This window comes from Pseudomonas sp. LBUM1678 (assembly GCF_059695575.1).
Genome location: NZ_CP166775.1, coordinates 6,303,503 through 6,322,427, shown reverse-complemented (window position 1 = coordinate 6,322,427; position 18,925 = coordinate 6,303,503). Strand labels below are relative to the sequence as shown.

The 18,925-nt window shown below is 60.0% G+C and carries 15 protein-coding genes; 3 read left to right on the top strand and 12 right to left on the bottom strand.

Annotated features, from left to right (window positions below):
* Window positions 1-52: 52 nt before the first annotated feature.
* From betA to betI, 3 genes are all read right to left on the bottom strand, one after another.
* Window positions 53-1,756, bottom strand: a complete 1,704-nt coding sequence (gene betA, locus ACA070_RS28820) for a choline dehydrogenase (protein WP_497449251.1) — start codon at window positions 1,754-1,756, stop codon at window positions 53-55.
* A gap of 150 nt (window positions 1,757-1,906) precedes the next feature.
* Window positions 1,907-3,379 (bottom strand): betaine-aldehyde dehydrogenase, encoded by a 1,473-nt coding sequence (betB, locus tag ACA070_RS28815; RefSeq protein WP_109635480.1) that lies wholly within the window; start codon window positions 3,377-3,379, stop codon window positions 1,907-1,909.
* Between the two features lie 108 nt (window positions 3,380-3,487).
* Window positions 3,488-4,081, bottom strand: coding sequence for a transcriptional regulator BetI (gene betI / locus ACA070_RS28810; RefSeq protein ID WP_462029701.1), 594 nt, complete (start codon window positions 4,079-4,081; stop codon window positions 3,488-3,490).
* Between the two features lie 379 nt (window positions 4,082-4,460).
* Between betI and ACA070_RS28805 the strand changes: the two genes are divergently transcribed.
* Entirely contained in the window at window positions 4,461-6,410 is a 1,950-nt protein-coding gene (locus tag ACA070_RS28805; protein WP_438659019.1) for a BCCT family transporter, read from the top strand.
* 197 nt (window positions 6,411-6,607) lie between these two features.
* Here ACA070_RS28805 and choV read toward each other — a convergent pair whose 3' ends face one another.
* The 3 genes from choV to ACA070_RS28790 form a co-directional block, all read right to left on the bottom strand.
* Window positions 6,608-7,786, bottom strand: a complete 1,179-nt coding sequence (gene choV / locus ACA070_RS28800; protein ID WP_131060629.1) for a choline ABC transporter ATP-binding protein — start codon at window positions 7,784-7,786, stop codon at window positions 6,608-6,610.
* Window positions 7,783-8,628 carry a choline ABC transporter permease subunit gene (choW, locus tag ACA070_RS28795; RefSeq protein ID WP_133835662.1) on the bottom strand — a complete coding sequence of 282 codons (846 nt, stop codon included), beginning with the start codon at window positions 8,626-8,628 and terminating at the stop codon, window positions 7,783-7,785. The genes choV and choW overlap by 4 nt, the downstream gene beginning before the upstream one ends.
* A 77-nt stretch (window positions 8,629-8,705) precedes the next feature.
* Complete coding sequence (locus ACA070_RS28790) at window positions 8,706-9,656, bottom strand: choline ABC transporter substrate-binding protein (RefSeq protein ID WP_462029703.1); 951 nt, start codon at window positions 9,654-9,656, stop codon at window positions 8,706-8,708.
* Between the two features lie 435 nt (window positions 9,657-10,091).
* Between ACA070_RS28790 and ACA070_RS28785 the strand changes: the two genes are divergently transcribed.
* On the top strand, window positions 10,092-11,468 hold the full coding sequence (locus tag ACA070_RS28785; RefSeq protein ID WP_497449250.1) for an L-serine ammonia-lyase: 1,377 nt from the start codon (window positions 10,092-10,094) through the stop codon (window positions 11,466-11,468).
* A 539-nt stretch (window positions 11,469-12,007) separates the two neighbouring features.
* Window positions 12,008-13,111 (top strand): choline metabolism transcriptional regulator GbdR, encoded by a 1,104-nt coding sequence (gene gbdR, locus ACA070_RS28780; RefSeq protein ID WP_109635472.1) that lies wholly within the window; start codon window positions 12,008-12,010, stop codon window positions 13,109-13,111.
* A gap of 114 nt (window positions 13,112-13,225) precedes the next feature.
* Here the strand turns inward: gbdR and ACA070_RS28775 are convergent, their stop codons facing one another.
* The 6 genes from ACA070_RS28775 to choX form a co-directional block, all read right to left on the bottom strand.
* Entirely contained in the window at window positions 13,226-13,489 is a 264-nt protein-coding gene (locus ACA070_RS28775) for a hypothetical protein (protein WP_149416450.1), read from the bottom strand.
* A gap of 396 nt (window positions 13,490-13,885) precedes the next feature.
* On the bottom strand, window positions 13,886-15,049 hold the full coding sequence (locus tag ACA070_RS28770; RefSeq protein WP_497449249.1) for a gamma-butyrobetaine dioxygenase: 1,164 nt from the start codon (window positions 15,047-15,049) through the stop codon (window positions 13,886-13,888).
* A 14-nt stretch (window positions 15,050-15,063) separates the two neighbouring features.
* A complete protein-coding gene (locus ACA070_RS28765) occupies window positions 15,064-15,540 on the bottom strand; it encodes a thioesterase family protein (RefSeq protein ID WP_497449248.1) in 477 nt (158 codons plus the stop codon).
* Between the two features lie 180 nt (window positions 15,541-15,720).
* Window positions 15,721-16,686: an L-carnitine dehydrogenase gene (locus ACA070_RS28760; RefSeq protein WP_429511716.1), complete on the bottom strand. Its 966-nt coding sequence runs from the start codon at window positions 16,684-16,686 to the stop codon at window positions 15,721-15,723.
* 138 nt (window positions 16,687-16,824) lie between these two features.
* Window positions 16,825-17,712, bottom strand: a complete 888-nt coding sequence (gene cdhC, locus ACA070_RS28755; protein WP_008151915.1) for a 3-dehydrocarnitine:acetyl-CoA trimethylamine transferase CdhC — start codon at window positions 17,710-17,712, stop codon at window positions 16,825-16,827.
* A gap of 75 nt (window positions 17,713-17,787) precedes the next feature.
* Window positions 17,788-18,732, bottom strand: coding sequence for a choline ABC transporter substrate-binding protein (choX, locus tag ACA070_RS28750; protein WP_497449247.1), 945 nt, complete (start codon window positions 18,730-18,732; stop codon window positions 17,788-17,790).
* Between the last annotated feature and the right edge of the window lie 193 nt (window positions 18,733-18,925).

Sequence of the window (18,925 nt, the reverse complement as noted above, 5' to 3'; positions counted from 1 at the left end):
ATTCCTGTAGGAGCGAGGCTTGCCCGCGAAGGCCGTGACGCGGTGTTACGCCTTACTGAGCAGTAAGGCTCACATCACGCATCGGCTTGCCACGCACCGGTGCATCGCCGGCCACGAAGTAGTCGGCGGTGCTGCGCGGCAACGGCTGCCGACCACGAATCTTGTCGGCGATTTTCTCGGCGATCATGATCGTTGGTGCGTTCAGGTTGCCGGTGGTGATGATCGGCATGATCGAGGCGTCGACCACACGCAGACTCTGCATGCCATGCACACGACCTTCGCCATCGACCACGGCCATTTCGTCGGTGCCCATCTTGCACGAGCAGGACGGGTGGAACGCGGTTTCGGCGTGCTCGCGGATGAACTTGTCGAGCTGCTCATCGGTTTGCACGTCGATGCCCGGGCTGATTTCGCGGCCACGGTATTGGTCCAGAGCCGGCTGTTGCATGATTTCACGGGTCAGGCGGATGCCATCGCGAAATTCCTGCCAGTCCTGCTCGGTAGCCATGTAGTTGAACAGGATGCTCGGGTACTCGCGCGGATCCTTGGACTTGGCCTGGATGCGACCGCGACTCGGCGAACGCATGGAACCCATGTGTGCCTGGAAACCGTGCTCTTTCACGCCGTTGCTGCCGTTGTAGTTAATGGCAACTGGCAGGAAGTGGTACTGGATATTCGGCCAATCAAATTCTTCGCGGGTGCGGATGAAACCGCCGGCTTCGAACTGGTTGCTGGCGCCGATGCCGGTGCCGTTGAACAGCCACTCGGCACCGATGGCCGGCTGGTTGTACCAGAGCAGCGACGGGTACAGCGAGACCGGCTGGGTGCAGGCGTATTGCAGGTACAACTCGAGGTGATCCTGCAGGTTTTCGCCGACGCCTGGCAGGTCATGGACCACCGGGATGTCGAGCTTGTTCAGCAGTTCGGCCGGGCCGACGCCGGAGCGTTGCAGGATCTGCGGCGAAGCGATGGCGCCGGAGCACAGCAGCACTTCTTTGCGGGCGAGGGCTTCAACGCGCTCTTCAGCGGCGCCGATCAAGTAACGCACGCCGACGGCACGCTTGCCTTCGAACAGGATCTTGTCGGTCAGGGCGTGGGTGACGATGGTCAGGGTCGAACGCTTCTTTGCCGTGTCCAGGTAGCCGCGAGCGGTGCTGGCGCGACGGCCGTTCGGCGTCACGGTACGGTCCATCGGGCCGAAGCCTTCTTGCTGGTAACCGTTCAAGTCTTCGGTGCGCGGGTAACCGGCTTGCACGCCTGCTTCAACCATCGCGTGGAACAGCGGGTTGTTGCCGGCTTTCGGCGTGGTCACGCTGACCGGACCGTCGCCACCGTGGTAGTCGTTCGGGCCGATGTCGCGGGTTTCGGCCTTGCGGAAATACGGCAGGCAGTTCAGGTAATCCCAGTCTTCAAGACCTGGCAGCTTGGCCCAGTTGTCATAGTCCATCGCGTTGCCGCGGATGTAGCACATGCCGTTGATCAGCGAAGAACCGCCCAGGCCCTTGCCGCGACCGCACTCCATCCGGCGACCGTCCATGTGTGGCTCTGGATCGGTTTCGTAGGCCCAGTTGTAGCGACGACCTTGCAGCGGGAACGCCAGGGCTGCCGGCATTTGCGTGCGGAAGTCCAAGCGGTAGTCCGGGCCGCCCGCTTCGAGCAGCAGGACGGTGACGCCTTCGTCTTCAGTCAGACGGGTCGCCAGGGTGTTACCGGCCGAGCCGGCCCCGATGATGATGTAATCGAATTCTTGGGACATTGAATGCACCCTCTTTGAAGTTGGTCAGGTCTGGCCCTGGCGAGTGCTGCGCACTCGATCGCCAGCAGGCTGGCTCCCACATTGGAATGCGTGCTCTGTGGGAGCCAGCCTGCTGGCGATGACGGCCTCGCAGGCGAAGCGGATATCGCCTTAGAAAACCGAGGCGTAATCGCCCAGTTCGACCTGTACCGATTTGATGCGTGTGAAGTTGTTCAGCGAGCTGATGCCGTTCTCACGGCCCACGCCCGACTGCTTGTAGCCACCGACCGGCATCTTCGCGTCGGATTCGCCCCATGCGTTGATCCAGCAGATACCGGCTTCCAGTTGATGAATCACGCGGTGAGCGCGGTTCAGGTCCTTGGTGACGATACCGGCAGCCAGGCCGAAGTCGGTGTCGTTGGCACGACGGATCACTTCTTCTTCGGTGTCGTAAGTCAAGATCGCCATCACCGGGCCGAAGATTTCTTCGCGAACGATGGTCATCTCGTCGGTGCAGTCAGTGAACACGGTCGGGGCCACGAATGCGCCTTTGGCGAATTCGCCTTCGGTCAGACGACCGCCGCCGCACAGCACGCGAGCGCCTTCTTCCTTACCTTTGGCGATGTAACCCAGCACGCTTTCCATGTGGGCGAAGCTGACCAGCGGGCCAAAGTTAGTGTTTTCGTCTTCCGGGTTGCCGATGCGGATGCGCGCAACGCGCTCAGCGATCTTGGCTTCGAAAGCGGCTTTCAGGTGAGTCGGTACGAACACGCGAGTACCGTTGGTGCAGACCTGACCGGAGCTGTAGAAGTTGGCCATCATCGCGGTGTCGGCGGCGCGATCGAGGTCGGCGTCGTCGAAAATGATCAGCGGGGATTTGCCGCCCAGTTCCATGGTCACGTCTTTCAGCGAGGAAGCGGAAGCGCTGGCCATGACCTTCTTGCCGGTGTCGGTGCCGCCGGTGAAGGAGATTTTTTCGATGCGCGGGTGCTCGGTCAGCCAGGTGCCGACTTCACGGCCGCTGCCGGTCAGGACGTTGAACACGCCGGCTGGCAGGCCTGCTTCGGTGTAGATTTCGGCCAGTTTCAGCGTGGTCAGGGAAGTGACTTCGCTTGGCTTGAAGATCATCGCGTTACCGGCTGCCAGGGCAGGGGCGGATTTCCACAGGGCGATCTGGATCGGGTAGTTCCACGCGCCGATACCGGCCACGACGCCCAGCGGCTCGCGACGGGTGTAAACGAACGACGTGGTGCGCAGCGGAATCTGCTCGCCTTCGATGGCGGGCACCAGGCCTGCGTAGTATTCCAGCACATCAGCACCGGTAACGATGTCGACATACTTGGTTTCGGAGAACGACTTGCCGGTGTCCAGGGTTTCCAGGGCGGCCAGTTCATCGTTGCGCTCGCGCAGGATGTCCACGGCACGACGCAGGATGCGCGAACGCTCCATGGCAGTCATCGCGGCCCAGATTTTCTGGCCCTTTTCGGCGCTGACGACAGCGCGCTCGACGTCTTCCTTGGTCGCACGTTGTACTTTTGCGAGGACTTCACCGTTAGCCGGGTTGATGGCTTCGAAAGTGGCGTCGCTGCTGGCGTCACTGTAGCCGCCATCGATGTAGAGTTTTTGCAGTTCGAAACGGGCCATAAAGTCCTCGCAAGTGCATAAGTGGTTGGCGTTGACCACTGGGCGTGCCTTATAGCTTTGGGCAACGCTGATCAGTGGCGGTTCAGGGGTTGAGCGGTTATGTGTGCTCTAACTCACCTGCTTTGCCAGTTGGAAATCCATGTATTCGTAAGCGATCTGGTGCGCTTGCTCAGTGTCGAAAGCATCTCCCGACAGCGCGCCGCGCAACCACAAACCGTCAATGAGGGCTGCCAGGCCCCGGGCTGCACTGCGCGCGTCATCGAGCGGCAATACACGGCGGAACTGGCAGCACAGGTTGGAATACAGACGGTGATCGTTGATCCGCTGCAACCTGTGCAAAGACGGGTGGTGCATGCTGGTGGCCCAGAAGGCCAGCCAGGTTTTCATTGCCGGGCCATTGACCTGGCTGGCGTCGAAGTTGCCTTCGATGATCACCTGCAGATGCGCCCGTGGGCTGTCATCCAGCAGCGCCTGACGGCGCGCGGTGACGTTCTCGCTGAGGACACTCATCAGGTACTGCGCCGTGGCAGCGATCAGGCCGTTCTTGTCCTGAAAATAGTGACTGATGATGCCATTCGAGACACCGGCCAAACGGGCGATCAGCGCAATGCTGGCGTCCCCCATTCCGACCTGATCGACGGCCTGCAATGTGGCTTCGATCAATTGCTGGCGGCGGATGGGTTGCATACCGACCTTGGGCATCTTGCACATCTCCTTAGGCCTTCCGATGGACGTCAAACGTCTATCGGATTGAGGGCCAGTCTATTTTGTTTTGATTGAACGTTCAATCAACAAAGAATAAGATCTGCGACAAATCGTCGCTGCCTACAGGTTTTTCCTACGTGTAGTGGGCGGAAAAACGACATCCGAAATCGCTCGAAACCCACGCGCACTGGCGCTCCCGGGCTTCGGGCTTTTTTCGGGGTGTCTTTATATCACCCGTCGGTCGGCTGCCAACTAACCGATTAGTCGGGTAACGCGTTGCCTTGTGTTCTTCTCTCGCACTGCCTGGAGCATCTGTGCCATGAGTTCTGCCTCTCTTATAAAGACCCCGCCCGAGAAGGTGACGGTCAACGGTTGGGTGTTCTACACCTCTACCGCGCTGATTCTGTTGTTGACCGCCATTCTGATCATCGCCCCGCAAGAGGCCGGCAGGTTGCTCGGCATCGCCCAGGCCTGGTTGTCCCGCAGCTTCGGCTGGTACTACATGGTGGTGATCGCCGCCTATCTGGTGTTCGTCGTTGGCTTGGCGTTTTCGTCCTACGGCAAACTCAAACTGGGCAGCAAGGACGACACCCCGGACTTCAGCTACGGCGCCTGGGCGGGGATGCTGTTCTCGTCGGGCATCGGCATCTCGCTGTTGTACTTCGGTGCTTCCGAACCGCTGGACCACTACTTCAATCCGCCGGAAGGCGTGGCCGGCAGCAACCTTGCCGCACGTCAGGCGGTACAGCTGACGTTCCTGCACTGGGGCCTGCACGGCTGGGCGATCTACGCCTTGGTCGGCTTGGCCGTGGCTTACTTTGCTTACCGTCATAACCAGCCGCTGGCGTTGCGTTCTGCGCTGTACCCGCTGGTCGGCGAGCGTTGGGTCAAAGGCGCGGCCGGTCACGCGGTGGACGGCTTCGGCATGTTCGTGACCCTGCTGGGTCTGGTGACGAACCTGGGGATTGGTTCGCTGCAAGTGTCGTCGGGCCTTGAAAACCTGTTCGGCATGGAACACAGCAACACCAACCTGCTGATCGTGATCATCGTGATGAGTACCGTGGCGACCATCGCGGCCGTGTCCGGCGTGGAAAACGGCATCCGCCGTCTGTCCAACCTGAACATCGTGCTGTTCAGCGGCCTTCTGATTTTCGTGCTGCTGTTCGGCCCGACCCTGCACCTGCTCAACGGCTTCGTGCAGAACATCGGCGACTACCTGAACGGCATCGTGCTGAAAACCTTCGACCTGTATGTGTACGAAGGCAGCGGCGAGAAGTCTGAGCGCTGGATGGGCCTGTGGACTCTGTTCTACTGGGCATGGTGGATTTCCTGGGCCCCATTCGTAGGCATGTTCATCGCGCGTATTTCCCGTGGTCGCACGGTGCGTGAACTGGTGGCCGGCGTGCTGTTGATTCCGCTGGGTTTCACCCTGGCATGGCTGTCGATCTTCGGTAACTCGGCCCTGGACCTGGTGATGAACCATGGGGCGGTGGAGCTCGGGAAGACGGCGCTCGAACAGCCGTCGATGGCGATTTATCAGTTGCTTGAGCATTACCCGGCGTCGAAGATTGTGATCGGCGTGTCGATTTTCGTCGGTTTCGTGCTGTTCCTGACCCCGGCGGACTCCGGCGCGGTGATGATGGCCAACCTTTCCTGCAAGGGCGGCAATGTCGACGAAGATGCGCCGCACTGGCTGCGGATCTTCTGGTCGGCGGTGATCACGCTGGTGACCATCGGCCTGCTGTTCGCCGGTAACTTCGAAGCCATGCAAACCATGGTGGTGCTGGCCGGTCTGCCGTTCTCGGTGGTGCTGGTGTTCTTCATGTTCGGTTTGCACAAGGCCATGCGCCAGGACGTGCAGATCGAACAAGAGCAAGCGGAGCTCGCTGCGCGCGGTCGTCGTGGTTTCAGCGAGCGTTTGACGCAGCTGGACTTGCAGCCGAACCAGTCGATCGTTCAGCGTTTCATGGACAAGCAAGTCAGCCCGGCGCTGGAAGATGCGGCGGTGCAATTGCGTGCCCAGGGTCTGGACGTGCAAACGTTGCTGGGCAAGTCCAAGCGTTGCATGGGCGTGCGGATCGAGATGGAAGAGGGCAACCCTTTTGTCTACGAAGTGAGCCTGGATGGCTATCTGGCGGCGGCGAGCGACACGGTCTCGGCTGAAAGTGCTGATGAACCGCGTGCGCGCTATTACCGCGCCGAGGTGTACCTGCACAACGGCAGTCAGGATTACGACTTGATGGGCTTCACTCAGGATCAGATCACCCGTGACGTGCTCGATCAGTTTGAAAGCCATCGGCAGCTCCTTGGCCGGGTTTATAGCTGAGTAATCAAGGACGCGTTGTTTCGGTCTGAAGCACCGCGTCGGCTTCATCGCCAGCAGGCTGGCTCCCACAAGAGAATTCATTCCAATGTGGGAGCCAGCCTGCTGGCGATGGGGGCTTCAACTTCAACACTGCATCACCCGATATCCCATAAACAAAAACGCCGCGATCCTTTCGCGGCGTTTTTGTATCTGCTGCCTTACCCCAGGTTCTTGCCAAGCAACGCGTGATACAACTCGCTGTCGCCCAGAATCCCGACGACCTTGTTGTTGTCGTGCAGCACCAGTTTGTTGCCCGTCTGATAACGAATCTGCAGCGCATCGCGCATGCCGATGTTCGAATCCACCAGCGTTGGCCGACGACCCAAACCTTCAACCGCTTGCCCTGGAATCCAGTTCTGCAGGTCCAGGCTCGCGCCGTTCTGGCGTGCGCCTTTGATGGTGTTGCCTTCAGCCAGATCCAGCCACGAATCGCCACCCGGATCGAGGCACACCGAACCGTTGATGCGTTTGCAGTTGTCCAGGGTGCGCATCAGGCTGCGACCGCACAGAACGTTCAGCGGGTTGGTGTGCGCGACGAAGGTCCGCACGTAATCGTCCGCCGGGTTCAACACGATCTCTTCCGGCTTGCTGTACTGAACGATCCGACCGTCCTTCATGATCGCGATACGGCTGCCCAGCTTCAGGGCTTCATCGAGGTCGTGGCTCACGAACACGATGGTTTTGTTCAGCTTGCTTTGCAGTTCCAGCAGTTCGTCTTGCAGGCCCTGGCGAATCAGCGGGTCGAGTGCCGAGAACGGTTCGTCCATCAGCAGAATGTCCGCGTCCATCGCCAGCGCACGGGCCAGGCCCACACGTTGCTGCATACCGCCGGAGAGTTCGTCGGGTTTCTTGTTGCGCCACTGGGTCAGGCCCACCAGCTCAAGCTTGTCGTCCACCAGTTTGCGCCGTTCTTTTTCCGGGCGACCTTGCATTTCCAGACCGAAACTGATGTTCTCGCGCACCGTCAGCCAAGGCATCAGGGCGAATTTCTGGAACACCATGGCGATACGCTTGGTGCGCATCATTTTCAGCTCTGCCGGGGTGCAGGAAGCGATATCGATCTGCTTGCCTTCGTGCTCGACGAACAGCTTGCCGCGGCTGACGGTGTTGAGGCCGTTGATGCAGCGCAGCAGGCTGGATTTACCGGAGCCGGACAAGCCCATCAATACGCAGATTTCACCTTTTTCGACATCCAGGCTGGCTTTTTCAACGCCAACAATCTGCCCGGTCTTTTTCAGGATCTGGTCGCGGGTCATGCCCTGGTCGAGAAGCTTGAGCGCCTCACGCGGATCTTTGGAAAAGATTACGTCGACGTCTTCGAACCGAATAATGCTCATGCGTCACCCCCTACTTTAGCGTCGGGTTGTTTGCAGATACGGTCGAGCATGATCGCCAGCAATACGATCGCCAGGCCGGCTTCGAAGCCCAGGGCGATATCAGCAGTGTTCAGTGCGTTGACCACGGGTTTGCCCAGGCCGTCGGCGCCCACCAGTGCCGCGATCACCACCATCGACAACGACAGCATGATGCACTGGGTGATGCCGGCCGCGATGCTTGGCATGGCGTAGGGCAGTTCGATGCGTGCGAGCAGTTGACGACGCGAGCAGCCGAAGGCTTTGCCGGCGTCCATCAATTCAGCGGGAACATCACGGATACCCAGGTAGGTCAGGCGGATAGGCGCGGCAATCGCGAACACTACCGTCGAGATCAGACCCGGGACCACACCCAGCCCGAAGAGGGTCAGGGTAGGAATGAGGTACACGAAAGTCGGCACGGTCTGCATCAGATCGAGCACCGGCCGCATCAGTGTGTAGAACATCGGTTTGTGCGCGGCGACGATGCCCAGCGGCACGCCGATGACCACGCAGACCAGGGTGGCGAACAACACCTGGGCGAGGGTTTCCATGGTTTCCTGCCAGTACCCCAGATTGAGGATCAGCAGAAAGGAGGCAATGACGAAAACGGTCAGCCCCCACTTTCGTTGAATGAAGTGAGCCAGTAGCGCGATGAGGCCGATCAATGCCAGCGGGTTGAACCAGGTCAGCGCAAAAGTCACGCCGTGGATCATCGTTTCCAGTGTCACGGCGATCGCGTCGAAGGTGTTGGCGCCGTGTTGCGTCAACCATTCAACGAAGCCCGCGATGTACTGGCCTAGAGGTATTTTCTGATCAATCAGCATGGTAGTGAACGTCCGCATGCAAGGAAATAAACAGCCCGGACGACCGAAGTCGTCCGGCGTAAGCGATGCTTCTTAATTCAAGGCTGCGCGAGCTTGGCTTTCACGGCCTCCAGGCCTGGTTTACCGTCAATGGTGGTCACGCCAGCGAGCCAGGTATCGAGCACCTGTGGATTCTTTTTGAGCCAGGCCTTGGCGGCCGCGTCAGGCTTCATCTTGTCGTCCAGGATGTTGCCCATCAGTGAGCTTTCCATGTCGACGGTGAACTCCAGGTTTTTCAGCAAAGTGCCAACGTTGCTGCATTCCTGGACGTACCCCTTGCGGGTATTGGTAGCGACGGTGGCGGCACCGAAGTCGGGGCCGAAGAAGTCATCGCCACCGGTCAGGTACTGAATCTTGAAACGCTTGTTCATCGGGTGCGGCGCCCAGCCAAGGAACACCACAGCGGTGTCGCGTTTCTGCGCGCGGTCGACCTGCGACAGCATGCCGGCTTCGCTGGATTCGACGATCTTGAAACCGGCGTCTTTCAGGCCGAAGGCGTTCTTGTCGATCATACTCTGGATCAGACGGTTGCCGTCGTTACCCGGCTCGATGCCGTAGATCTTGCCGTCGAGTTCTTTCTTGAATTTGGCGATGTCGGCGAAGTCATGCAGCCCTTTGTCGTACAGCGCTTGCGGCACGGCGAGGGTGTACTTGGCGCCGGTGAGGTTGGTGCGCACGACATCCACGGTGCCGGCATCGCGGTAGGCCTTGATGTCGTTTTCCATGGTCGGCATCCAGTTACCGAGGAAAACGTCCATGTTCTTGCCGTCGGCCAGGGACTTGTAGGTCACCGGCACGGAAATCATGGTGGTTTTGGTCTTGTAGCCCAAAGCATCGAGGACGACGCTGGTGGTGGCGGTTGTCGCGGTAATGTCGGTCCAGCCGACATCGGAGAAGTTTACGGTGCTGCACTGAGCGGGTTCTGCGGCTTGAGCCAGTAACGGCAGACTCAGCATGGCGGCCAACAACAACGACGGGGAACCTTTCATGGATGGACTCCTTGGTGTTTTTTTTGGCAGTGTTCCGACTGGACCACCGCACTTATAGGTTGCGGTTGGATGGCGTTTTGGAGACAGCTCTACCACGGCGCCTTGCAATCGAGTCGATACGATCATGTACCAGTGAAAATCTGACGCCTACAGGGTGCGTCGTAACCAGTACAGGGATGGTCGCATCCAGTGTCGGTGACGTCGTTTACAGCTTTTTTCAGCCCCCTTTACCCCTCTGATCCGCAAAAAACCGGCGAAAACGCAGCGTAAAACGCCCGCGGCGTTGGTGGGCATGAGTGCGTCGGTGTGAGACGTCGAACGACACGGCAAAAGCCTGATGATGCGGCCATCTCGGCGGATTGCAGCTTGAGCGTAGCAGCTCCGTCACTGGGCGCTTTTGCGCCTGGAGTAGGCACATCCAGGAGTTCGGCAGTAATGGCTATCAGTGTTTTCGACCTGTTCAAAATCGGCATCGGCCCTTCCAGTTCGCACACCGTGGGACCGATGCGGGCCGCCGCGCTGTTCGTGCAAGGTTTGCGTGAGCAGGGTCTTTTGGAACAAGTGCGGCGCGTCGAAGTTCAGCTTTATGGGTCGCTGTCGGCCACCGGCATCGGTCATGGCAGCGACAACGCGGTGATCATGGGGCTGATGGGCGAGTGGCCGGATGCAATCGATCCGTCGCAAATCGGCATCCGTATCGCCACCCTGCGCGAGACCCACACCCTGTTGCTCGACGGTCGCCTGTCGGTGCCGTTTATCTGGGCTCGCGACATGCGCCTGATCGACGAAAACCTGCCGTTTCACCCCAACGCCATGACCCTGATCGCCGAAGACAATCATGGGGAGCTGCATCGCGACACCTACTATTCCATCGGCGGCGGTTTTGTCGTGGATGAAGCACAGGCTTCCAGCGGTGTGGTGGATCTGGATCGCACGGTGTTGCCGTACGATTTCTCCAGTGCCGTCGAACTGCTGAGCCTGTGCCAGAAGCACAACCTGCGCGTTGCCGAATTGATGATGGCCAATGAGAAGGTCTGGCGCAGCGAGGAAGAAATCCGCAGCGGCCTGATGACACTCTGGCGCGCCATGCAGGATTGCGTCGACCAGGGTCTGAAACACGAAGGCATCCTGCCCGGCGGGCTGAATGTGCGCCGTCGTGCGGCCAAGTTGCACCGCAGCCTGCAAGAGCTGGGCAAACCCAACGTGATCGGCTCGACCTTGAGCGCCATGGAGTGGGTCAACCTGTTCGCGCTGGCCGTCAACGAAGAGAACGCTGCCGGCGGGCGCATGGTCACGGCACCGACTAACGGCGCGGCGGGGATCATTCCGGCGGTGTTGCACTACTTTATGAAGTTCAGCGAGGTGGTGACGGAGGCCAATGTCGTCGACTATTTCCTCAGCGCCGCAGCGGTGGGGATTCTGTGCAAGAAAAACGCTTCGATTTCCGGTGCGGAAGTTGGTTGCCAGGGCGAAGTCGGTTCAGCCTGCGCGATGGCGGCGGCGGGGTTGGCGGAGATTCTTGGCGCGACACCGGAACAGCTGTGCAACGCGGCGGAAATCGGTCTGGAACACAACCTCGGTCTGACCTGCGACCCGGTGGGCGGGCTGGTTCAAGTGCCGTGTATCGAGCGCAATGCGATTGCCGCGGTGAAAGCGATCAACGCGGCGCAGATGGCGCTGCGTGGCGATGGTCAGCACTTTATCTCGCTGGATCGGGTGATCCGCACCATGCGCGATACCGGCGCCGATATGCATGACAAATATAAAGAGACATCGCGGGGTGGGTTGGCGGTTAGCGCAGTGGAATGCTGAGGTGACCGATCTCTGTAGGAGCCGGCTTGCTGGCGATGAACGATAACGCAGTCCCTCTGAAAAACCGCGTCGATCCGATCGCCAGCAAGCCGGCTCCTACAAAAAACCGCCAGACCAGTCAAAACTGCGCGCTAAGTGAACACACAATCCCAAACGCGCCACGTTTTAGCGCGTCGCTTACAGATAAGCGACTTCACCCAAGTCAGGGATCCAACTTAGCCATTACCGCCCGTCACCCGTGCTTGCGGTGACACTCTCCATCAGGACGCCGCAGCCCTGTTCCCACAAGTGCTACCGATTTGCTCACACGCAACGGGACAGAGCGCTTGCTGCCATTGATGGCACTTATATCCCCCCACTCTGCGCGGTCATATATAGACACATTCCGACGTCGTTTTCAGGAGTTATTGAATGACCATTCAACTTTAGGCATGGCAATTGCTCTGTCATTACAAAGCCCGTCTCCCACGCGAGAACGATGGCAATAACAAGAGCCTCCGCCTGAGGCCATCACCCGCTTTGTGTGAGGAGATACCGCGATGACGACGTTCAACTCCGGGGCCCAACCCCAGAACCGTGCGCCTCAATCCATCGGCTTTTTGCTGCTGGACAATTTCACGCTTATTTCTCTGGCCTCCGCAGTCGAACCCCTGCGCATGGCCAACCAATTGTCCGGTCGCGAGCTGTATCGCTGGACCACCCTCACCGTCGACGGCGGTCAAGTCTGGGCCAGTGACGGTCTGCAGATCACCCCCGATTGCTCCATGCACAAAGCGCCCCCTCTGGACACCATCATTGTTTGCGGTGGCATCGGCATTCAGCGCACGGTGACCCGCGAACACGTGTCGTGGCTGCAAAGCCAGGCGCGTCAGTCCCGCCGTCTCGGCGCGGTCTGCACCGGCAGCTGGGCCCTGGCGTGCGCCGGCCTGCTGGACGGTTTTGATTGCAGCGTGCACTGGGAATGCCTGGCCTCGATGCAGGAAGCTTTCCCGCGTGTGGCCATGAGCACACGCTTGTTCACCCTCGACCGTAACCGTTTCACCAGCTCCGGCGGCACCGCGCCGCTGGACATGATGCTGCACCTGATCAGCCGCGATCACGGCCGTGAACTGTCCGCCGCGATTTCGGAGATGTTCGTCTACGAGCGCATCCGCAACGAACAGGATCACCAGCGCGTGCCGCTCAAGCACATGCTCGGCACCAACCAGCCGAAGCTGCAGGAAATCGTCGCGCTGATGGAAGCCAACCTGGAAGAGCCGATCGACCTCGACGAACTGGCGGTGTATGTCGCTGTTTCGCGCCGTCAGCTGGAGCGCCTGTTCCAGAAGTATCTGCACTGCTCGCCGTCGCGTTACTACCTCAAACTGCGCCTGATCCGTGCTCGGCAGCTGCTCAAGCAAACGCCAATGTCGATCATCGAAGTGGCGTCGGTCTGTGGCTTCGTGTCCACGCCGCACTTCTCCAAGTGCTACCGCGAATACTTTGGCATTCCGCCGCGTGACGAGCGCGTAGGTTCCAACACCACGCAACAAGTGGCGATGATGCCGCTGCCGCAAGCGTTGGTGCTGTCGCCGTTGTCCGGGCCGTTGTCGGCGTTGAGTCAGGCGCGTAATGAGTCGACGTTCGCTAGCGTAAGACTCTAAACCGAGGCGCCTTCATCGCGAGCAGGCTCGCTCCCACAGGTTTTGTGTCGATGCACCAATTGGGTAAACGACGCAAAACCACTGTGGGAGCGAGCCTGCTCGCGATTGGATCTATCAGGCGCTACGGCTTTGCTGATACTCCGCCAACGCAGGCAGCAACTGCCTATCAATGGCCTGGCGAACAGCCGGCAGGATGGTCGCGCTGCTGGTGTACATCTGCTTGACCATGGTCCGCAGTTCCGTTGCCCGTTCGTTGTTCAAGCCCCGTACCGCGCATTCGCAGGCCTGCTCGGCGGTTGCGCCGGGGGGCACGGCAAATCCCAACGCCTTGAGCTGGCCCAGCAGGTCTTCCTGGTCTATCAAATCGGCGTACATCATGACGCAATCCTTCTTCAGGGAACGGTGTCGTGGCTCGATTCTCGTAGGGGCCGTGGGCGTCGGCAAGGACGATTTGTCGCAATGGCCGCGATACCTATGAACAGGTCGTTTTCGGCTAACTTGCGAAAGGCGAGAGTGGGCACACTGGATTCAGCTGGCTTCACGAAGGTTTGGTCACCCTCGCGCAACGGCTCCTCAACAGTACCCTCCTCAGCTCCGATCTTGTCACGGCTTGATCGGGGTTTTTTTTGCCTGGGAATCAGGGTTTTTTTATGTCGCCTGTGCAGACGCCATCGTCGGAACGCCGCCCGGAGCCGGCTCGCTCCCACAGTTGATTTGTGCACGACGCAAAACCAATGTGGGAGCGAGCCTGCTCGCGATGAACGATGACGCGGTTTAACGCTGTAAAACGAGAATCCGCGACAACAATTCATCCCGGTCCACATAGCACCCCTGAAAATGCCGGGCGCCGCTGGTAGGGTCGAACGCGTTGCGGGCGTGGAGGGTGCGGCGGTTGTCGAAGCACCACAATTCGCCGGGGTTGAGCCGCGTCATCACCCGGAATCGCGCTTCACGGGTCATGGCAATAAAGCGCCGATAAGCGCGGTAGAGCTTGGGCATGTCCTCGATCGACGCATCAAACGGCCCACGCAGAAAGTTCGCCATGCGGATCTCCGACACCTGCCCCAACGCATCCAGGGCGATGATCGGTGCCAGGCAACGGTAGTCGCTGTGGCGGTCCTTGTTGCGGAACTCCACGGGGATTTCACACAGGGCCTTGAACGACTCGGGATCTTCCTCTCTCAACGCGTGGGCGATGGCAAATCCGTCGACGAAAATACTCTCGCCACCTTCGGCGCCATTGACCAGACAATGCAAAAATTGCAGCCCCGGTTGCAACTCTCGGGTCGGCAAGTCGCTGTGCAAGGGCAGGTTGAAAGCGGTGTAGGCGTTGCTGTCGGCATCGGCCTTGGATTGCACGTTGAACAGCACACCGAAATTGCTCTCGCGGATGAAAGAAATCCGCTGAGCGATCATCTTCAGCGAACCGGGCTCGGTGGGCACGCCGCGCACTTGAGTCAGGCCGATATCGCGCACCGCCAGCAGCCATTGCAGCAAGGCGTCGTTGTCATTCATCAGCGCGTGGTATTCGAAAACCGGCAGCTGCAAATCGCTTTTCCATAGCCTGGATTTTGGCTTGCCGGCCCGTCGCTCGGCGCGGGATTCATCGTCATAGGCGTGAGCCCGCAACCAGCCCGGATCGAAGCGGCTGAGGTGGCCGTCCTGCCATTCGACACTGAGGCAACCTTCGGCATCGACGTTTGCTTCTGTTGGCACCAGGTTTTCTTCAACATCGACGATTTCCAGCACTTGCTCGCGGGTCACGGTGTAGACGCATTGCGGGCACGGGCAGTTGTCCCGCAGCCATTGATGATGAAAGGGGCTGACTCGACCGTCGGCCCATTTCACTTGAATTCGATCCGCCAGGGTTTGCACGGCGGTCAACGCGCTGATCAACGGGTAGGTACGGAAGTCGGCAAAAGCGGCGGCGGTGTTCAATGGCGATCTCCTTGTTATTTTTTAGGCGGTAATGCGATCACTCGGCCAATGTAGGCGGGGGTGGGCAGGTCGGTCTGCTCGGCGACGATGGCTTGCAGCTTGCTCAAGGTGTCTTCGCGGAACGGTGCGGAACGCGGCCCGTCGAGGTCGACATGCAGCAGCATTTGTTCGTTGCCCGCCAGTTCCTTGTCATCGCCGACAAGGTGCAGGCTGTGATAGAGGTGCAGGCGTTTACTGTCGTGGCCGATGATTTGAGTGTGCACTTCGACGTCGGCGTCGAGCTTCACTTCGTGCAGGTAATTGAGGTGCAGTTCGAGGGTGAACAGCGAATTGCCGCTGGCTTCGCGGTTGTTGCTGTCCATGCCCAGCCGATCCATCAGCGCGTCGGTGGCGTAGCTGAAAATCAGCAGGTAGAAGGCATCGCGCAGGTGGCCGTTGTAGTCGACCCAGTCGGGGATGATTCGGGTTTGGTAGGTGGTGAGGGTGGGCATGAAGGAACTCCACAGACATTAGCTGGCATATACATTTGTGGCGAGGGAGCTTGCTCCCGCTGGACTGCGAAGCAGTCCCAAAACCTCAAAACGCGGTCTAATAGAGAGATCGCATTCGCTGGTTTTACGACCGCTGCGCGGCCGAGCGGGAGCAAGCTCCCTCGCCACAGGGGACTGCGGTTATTCGCTGAAGGCCATCCCATGCTTCTCTTTGGTGGTCTTCACCGCTTCCAGCACCGCCAGCAAGCAATCATCACGATAGCGCTCCAGCGCGGAAATGCTGTGCTTGCCCAGCTGATCACTGGTCCCGTCCACCACGTCATCGATCAACTTGTCGGTCAGTTCCGGCGCTGGCAGGTACGTCCACGGCAACTGCAACGCCGGGCCGAACTGTGCCATGAAGTGCCGCATCCCCGCATCGCCACCCGCCAGGGTGTAGGTCAGGAACGTGCCCATGAACGACCAGCGCAACCCCGCGCCGAAGCGGATTGCATCGTCAATTTCGCCTGTAGTTGCCACACCGTCATTGACCAGGTGCAGCGCCTCACGCCACAGTGCTTCGAGCAAGCGGTCGGCGATAAAGCCCGGCACTTCCTTGCGCACATGCAGTGGACGCATCCCTAAGGATTCATACACTTTCATCGCCGCTTGAACCGCTTCAGGCGCAGTGTTCTTGCCACCGACCACTTCCACCAAGGGCAGCAGGTAAACCGGGTTGAACGGGTGCCCGACGACGCAGCGTTCCGGGTGCGTCGAGCTCTCGTAGAACTCGCTCGGCAACAGGCCCGAGGTACTGGAACCGATCAACGCATTGGGTTTGGCCGCCGCGCTGATTTTGCTGTGCAGTTCCAGTTTCAGATCGAGGCGTTCCGGAGCGCTTTCCTGAATGAAATCCGCGTCGCGAACGCATTCTTCAATCGTCGCGACAAAGCGCAAGCGATCCTGCGAGGCACCAGGCGCCAAGCCTTGTTTCTCCAGCGCACCCCAGGCATTGGCAACGCGTTTGCGCAACGCGGCTTCGGCACCGGGCGCCGGGTCCCAGGCGACAACGTCGAGGCCGTGGGCGAGGGCGCGGGATACCCAACCGCTGCCGATGACACCGCTGCCTAACGCTGCAAAGGTTTTGATTTCGGTGATAAAGCTCATGGCGACTTCCTAAGGAAATTCGGTGATCCCTGTAGGCGCGAAGCTTGCTCGCGAAGACGGTGTTTCAGCCACAGGTCCTGTGGCGGATGTACCGGCCTCTTCGCGGGCAAGCCTCGCTCCTACAGGGTTGTGTGTGGGTTACCCGCGCTTGGTCAGGCCCATTTTCGCCCGGCCTTCCGCCGGCGTCAGAACGCGGGCGCCGAGGCGGCTGAGGATTTCCGAGGCGCGTTCGACCAGCTGACCATTGGTCGCCAGCACGCCCTTGTCCAGCCAGATGTTGTCTTCCAGGCCGACCCGCACGTTGCCGCCGAGCAGCACCGCTTGTGCGGCCATCGGCATTTGCATGCGACCGATGCCGAAGCCGGCCCACACCGCATTCGCGGGCAGGTTGTCGACCATGGCTTTCATGGTGGTGGTGTCGGCCGGTGCGCCCCACGGGATGCCCAGGCACAGCTGGAACAGCGGGTCGTCGAGCAGGCCTTCCTTGATCAGCTGTTTGGCGAACCACAGGTGACCGGTGTCGAAGATTTCCAGCTCGGCCTTCACACCCAGCTCTTGAATGCGTTTGGCGCCCGCCCGCAGCTGCGCCGGGGTGGACACGTAGATGGTGTCGCCGTCGCCGAAGTTCAGGGTGCCGCAATCGAGGGTGCAGATTTCCGGCAGCAGTGCTTCAACGTGGGCCAGACGGGTCAGCGGGCCGACCAGATCGGTGTTCGGACCGAACTCCATCGGGTTCTCGCCCGCGCCGATTTCCAGGTCACCGCCCATGCCGGCGGTGAGGTTGACGATGATGTCGACGTCGGCCTCGCGGATGCGCTCCATCACTTCGCGGTACAGCGCCACGTCACGGCTGAACTTGCCGGTTTCAGGGTTGCGCACGTGGCAGTGAACGACGGTGGCGCCGGCCTTGGCGGCTTCCACGGCGGCGGCGGCAATTTGTTTCGGGGTGACCGGCACGTGTGGGCTCTTGCTGGTCGTGTCGCCAGCACCGGTAAGTGCGCAGGTGATGATGACGTCGTGGTTCATGAGGCGGGTTCCTTGCAGGCGTGATGATTCCGTTCGCAGCCCGGTCGGGCTGCGAGTCGGTGGTTCAATCGGGGTTTATTTGCCGGTCAGTTTCAGATTCTCAGCCGCCGGTTTGCCATCGAAGGTGGTCACGCCTTCGAGCCAGCGTTGCTTGTCTTGCGGGTGATCGTTGAGCCATTGCCTGGCCGACTCGAAAGCGTCCTTGTGATCGAGCAGCGGCTGCATCATCCGGCTCTCGTCTTCGGCGGTGTAGGTCAGGTTGCTCAGCAATTTGCCGATGTTCGGGCATTGCTGCGAGTAGTTCGGCGAAGTGACGGTCCAGACCGTGGCCATGCCTTCGTTCGGGCCGAGGGCGTCTTCGCTGCCGGTGAGGTACGTCATCTTCACGTTGACGTTCATTGGATGCGGCGCCCAGCCGAAGAACACCACGGCCTCTTTACGGCGCACGGCGCGATCCACCGCCGCGAGCATGCCGGCTTCGCTGGACTCGACCAGCTGGAACTTGCCGAGGCCAAACTGGTTCTTGGCGATCATCGCCTTGATCTGGGTGTTGGCGCCCGAGCCGGGCTCGATGCCGTAGATCTTGCCGCCCAGTTCTTTTTCGAACTTGGCGATGTCGGCGAAGGTTTTCAGGCCCTTGTCGGCGAGGTAAGTCGGTACGGCGAGGGTGGCGCGAGCGTCTTTCAGGCTCGGCGCTTCAAGCACTTTGACCTGATTGCCATCGACGAACGGCGTGATGGTCTGGGTCATCAGCGGGTTCCAGTAGCCCAGGAACAGGTCCAGGCGCTGGTCGCGGATCCCGGCGAAGATGATTTGCTGGGAAGCGCTGGTTTGTTTGGTGTTGTAGCCGAGGCCATCGAGCAGGACCTGGGTCATGGCGCTGGTGGCGATTACGTCGGTCCAGTTCACTACGCCCATGCGCACGTTCTGGCATGAGGCAGGTTCGGCGGCCATGACGCTGGCGCTCAGGAAAGCGGTACCACTGAGTGCAAGAACACAGCTGCTGATCAGTCGTTTCATCTCAGGTTTCCTCGGCAGTTCGTTATTGTGGGTCCGGGCGTCTTCGTGCGCCGGTGATGCCCAAGTTACGCAGCTAAGCACCAGTGAAAGCGCACTACGGCGACCAGCTCTTGCACTGCAGCGACCTACGCTCTTGAATGCCGCTCGCAAGTGGCGTATCAACGTCCACACGCTCCCCGCCCTCTCGCTACCT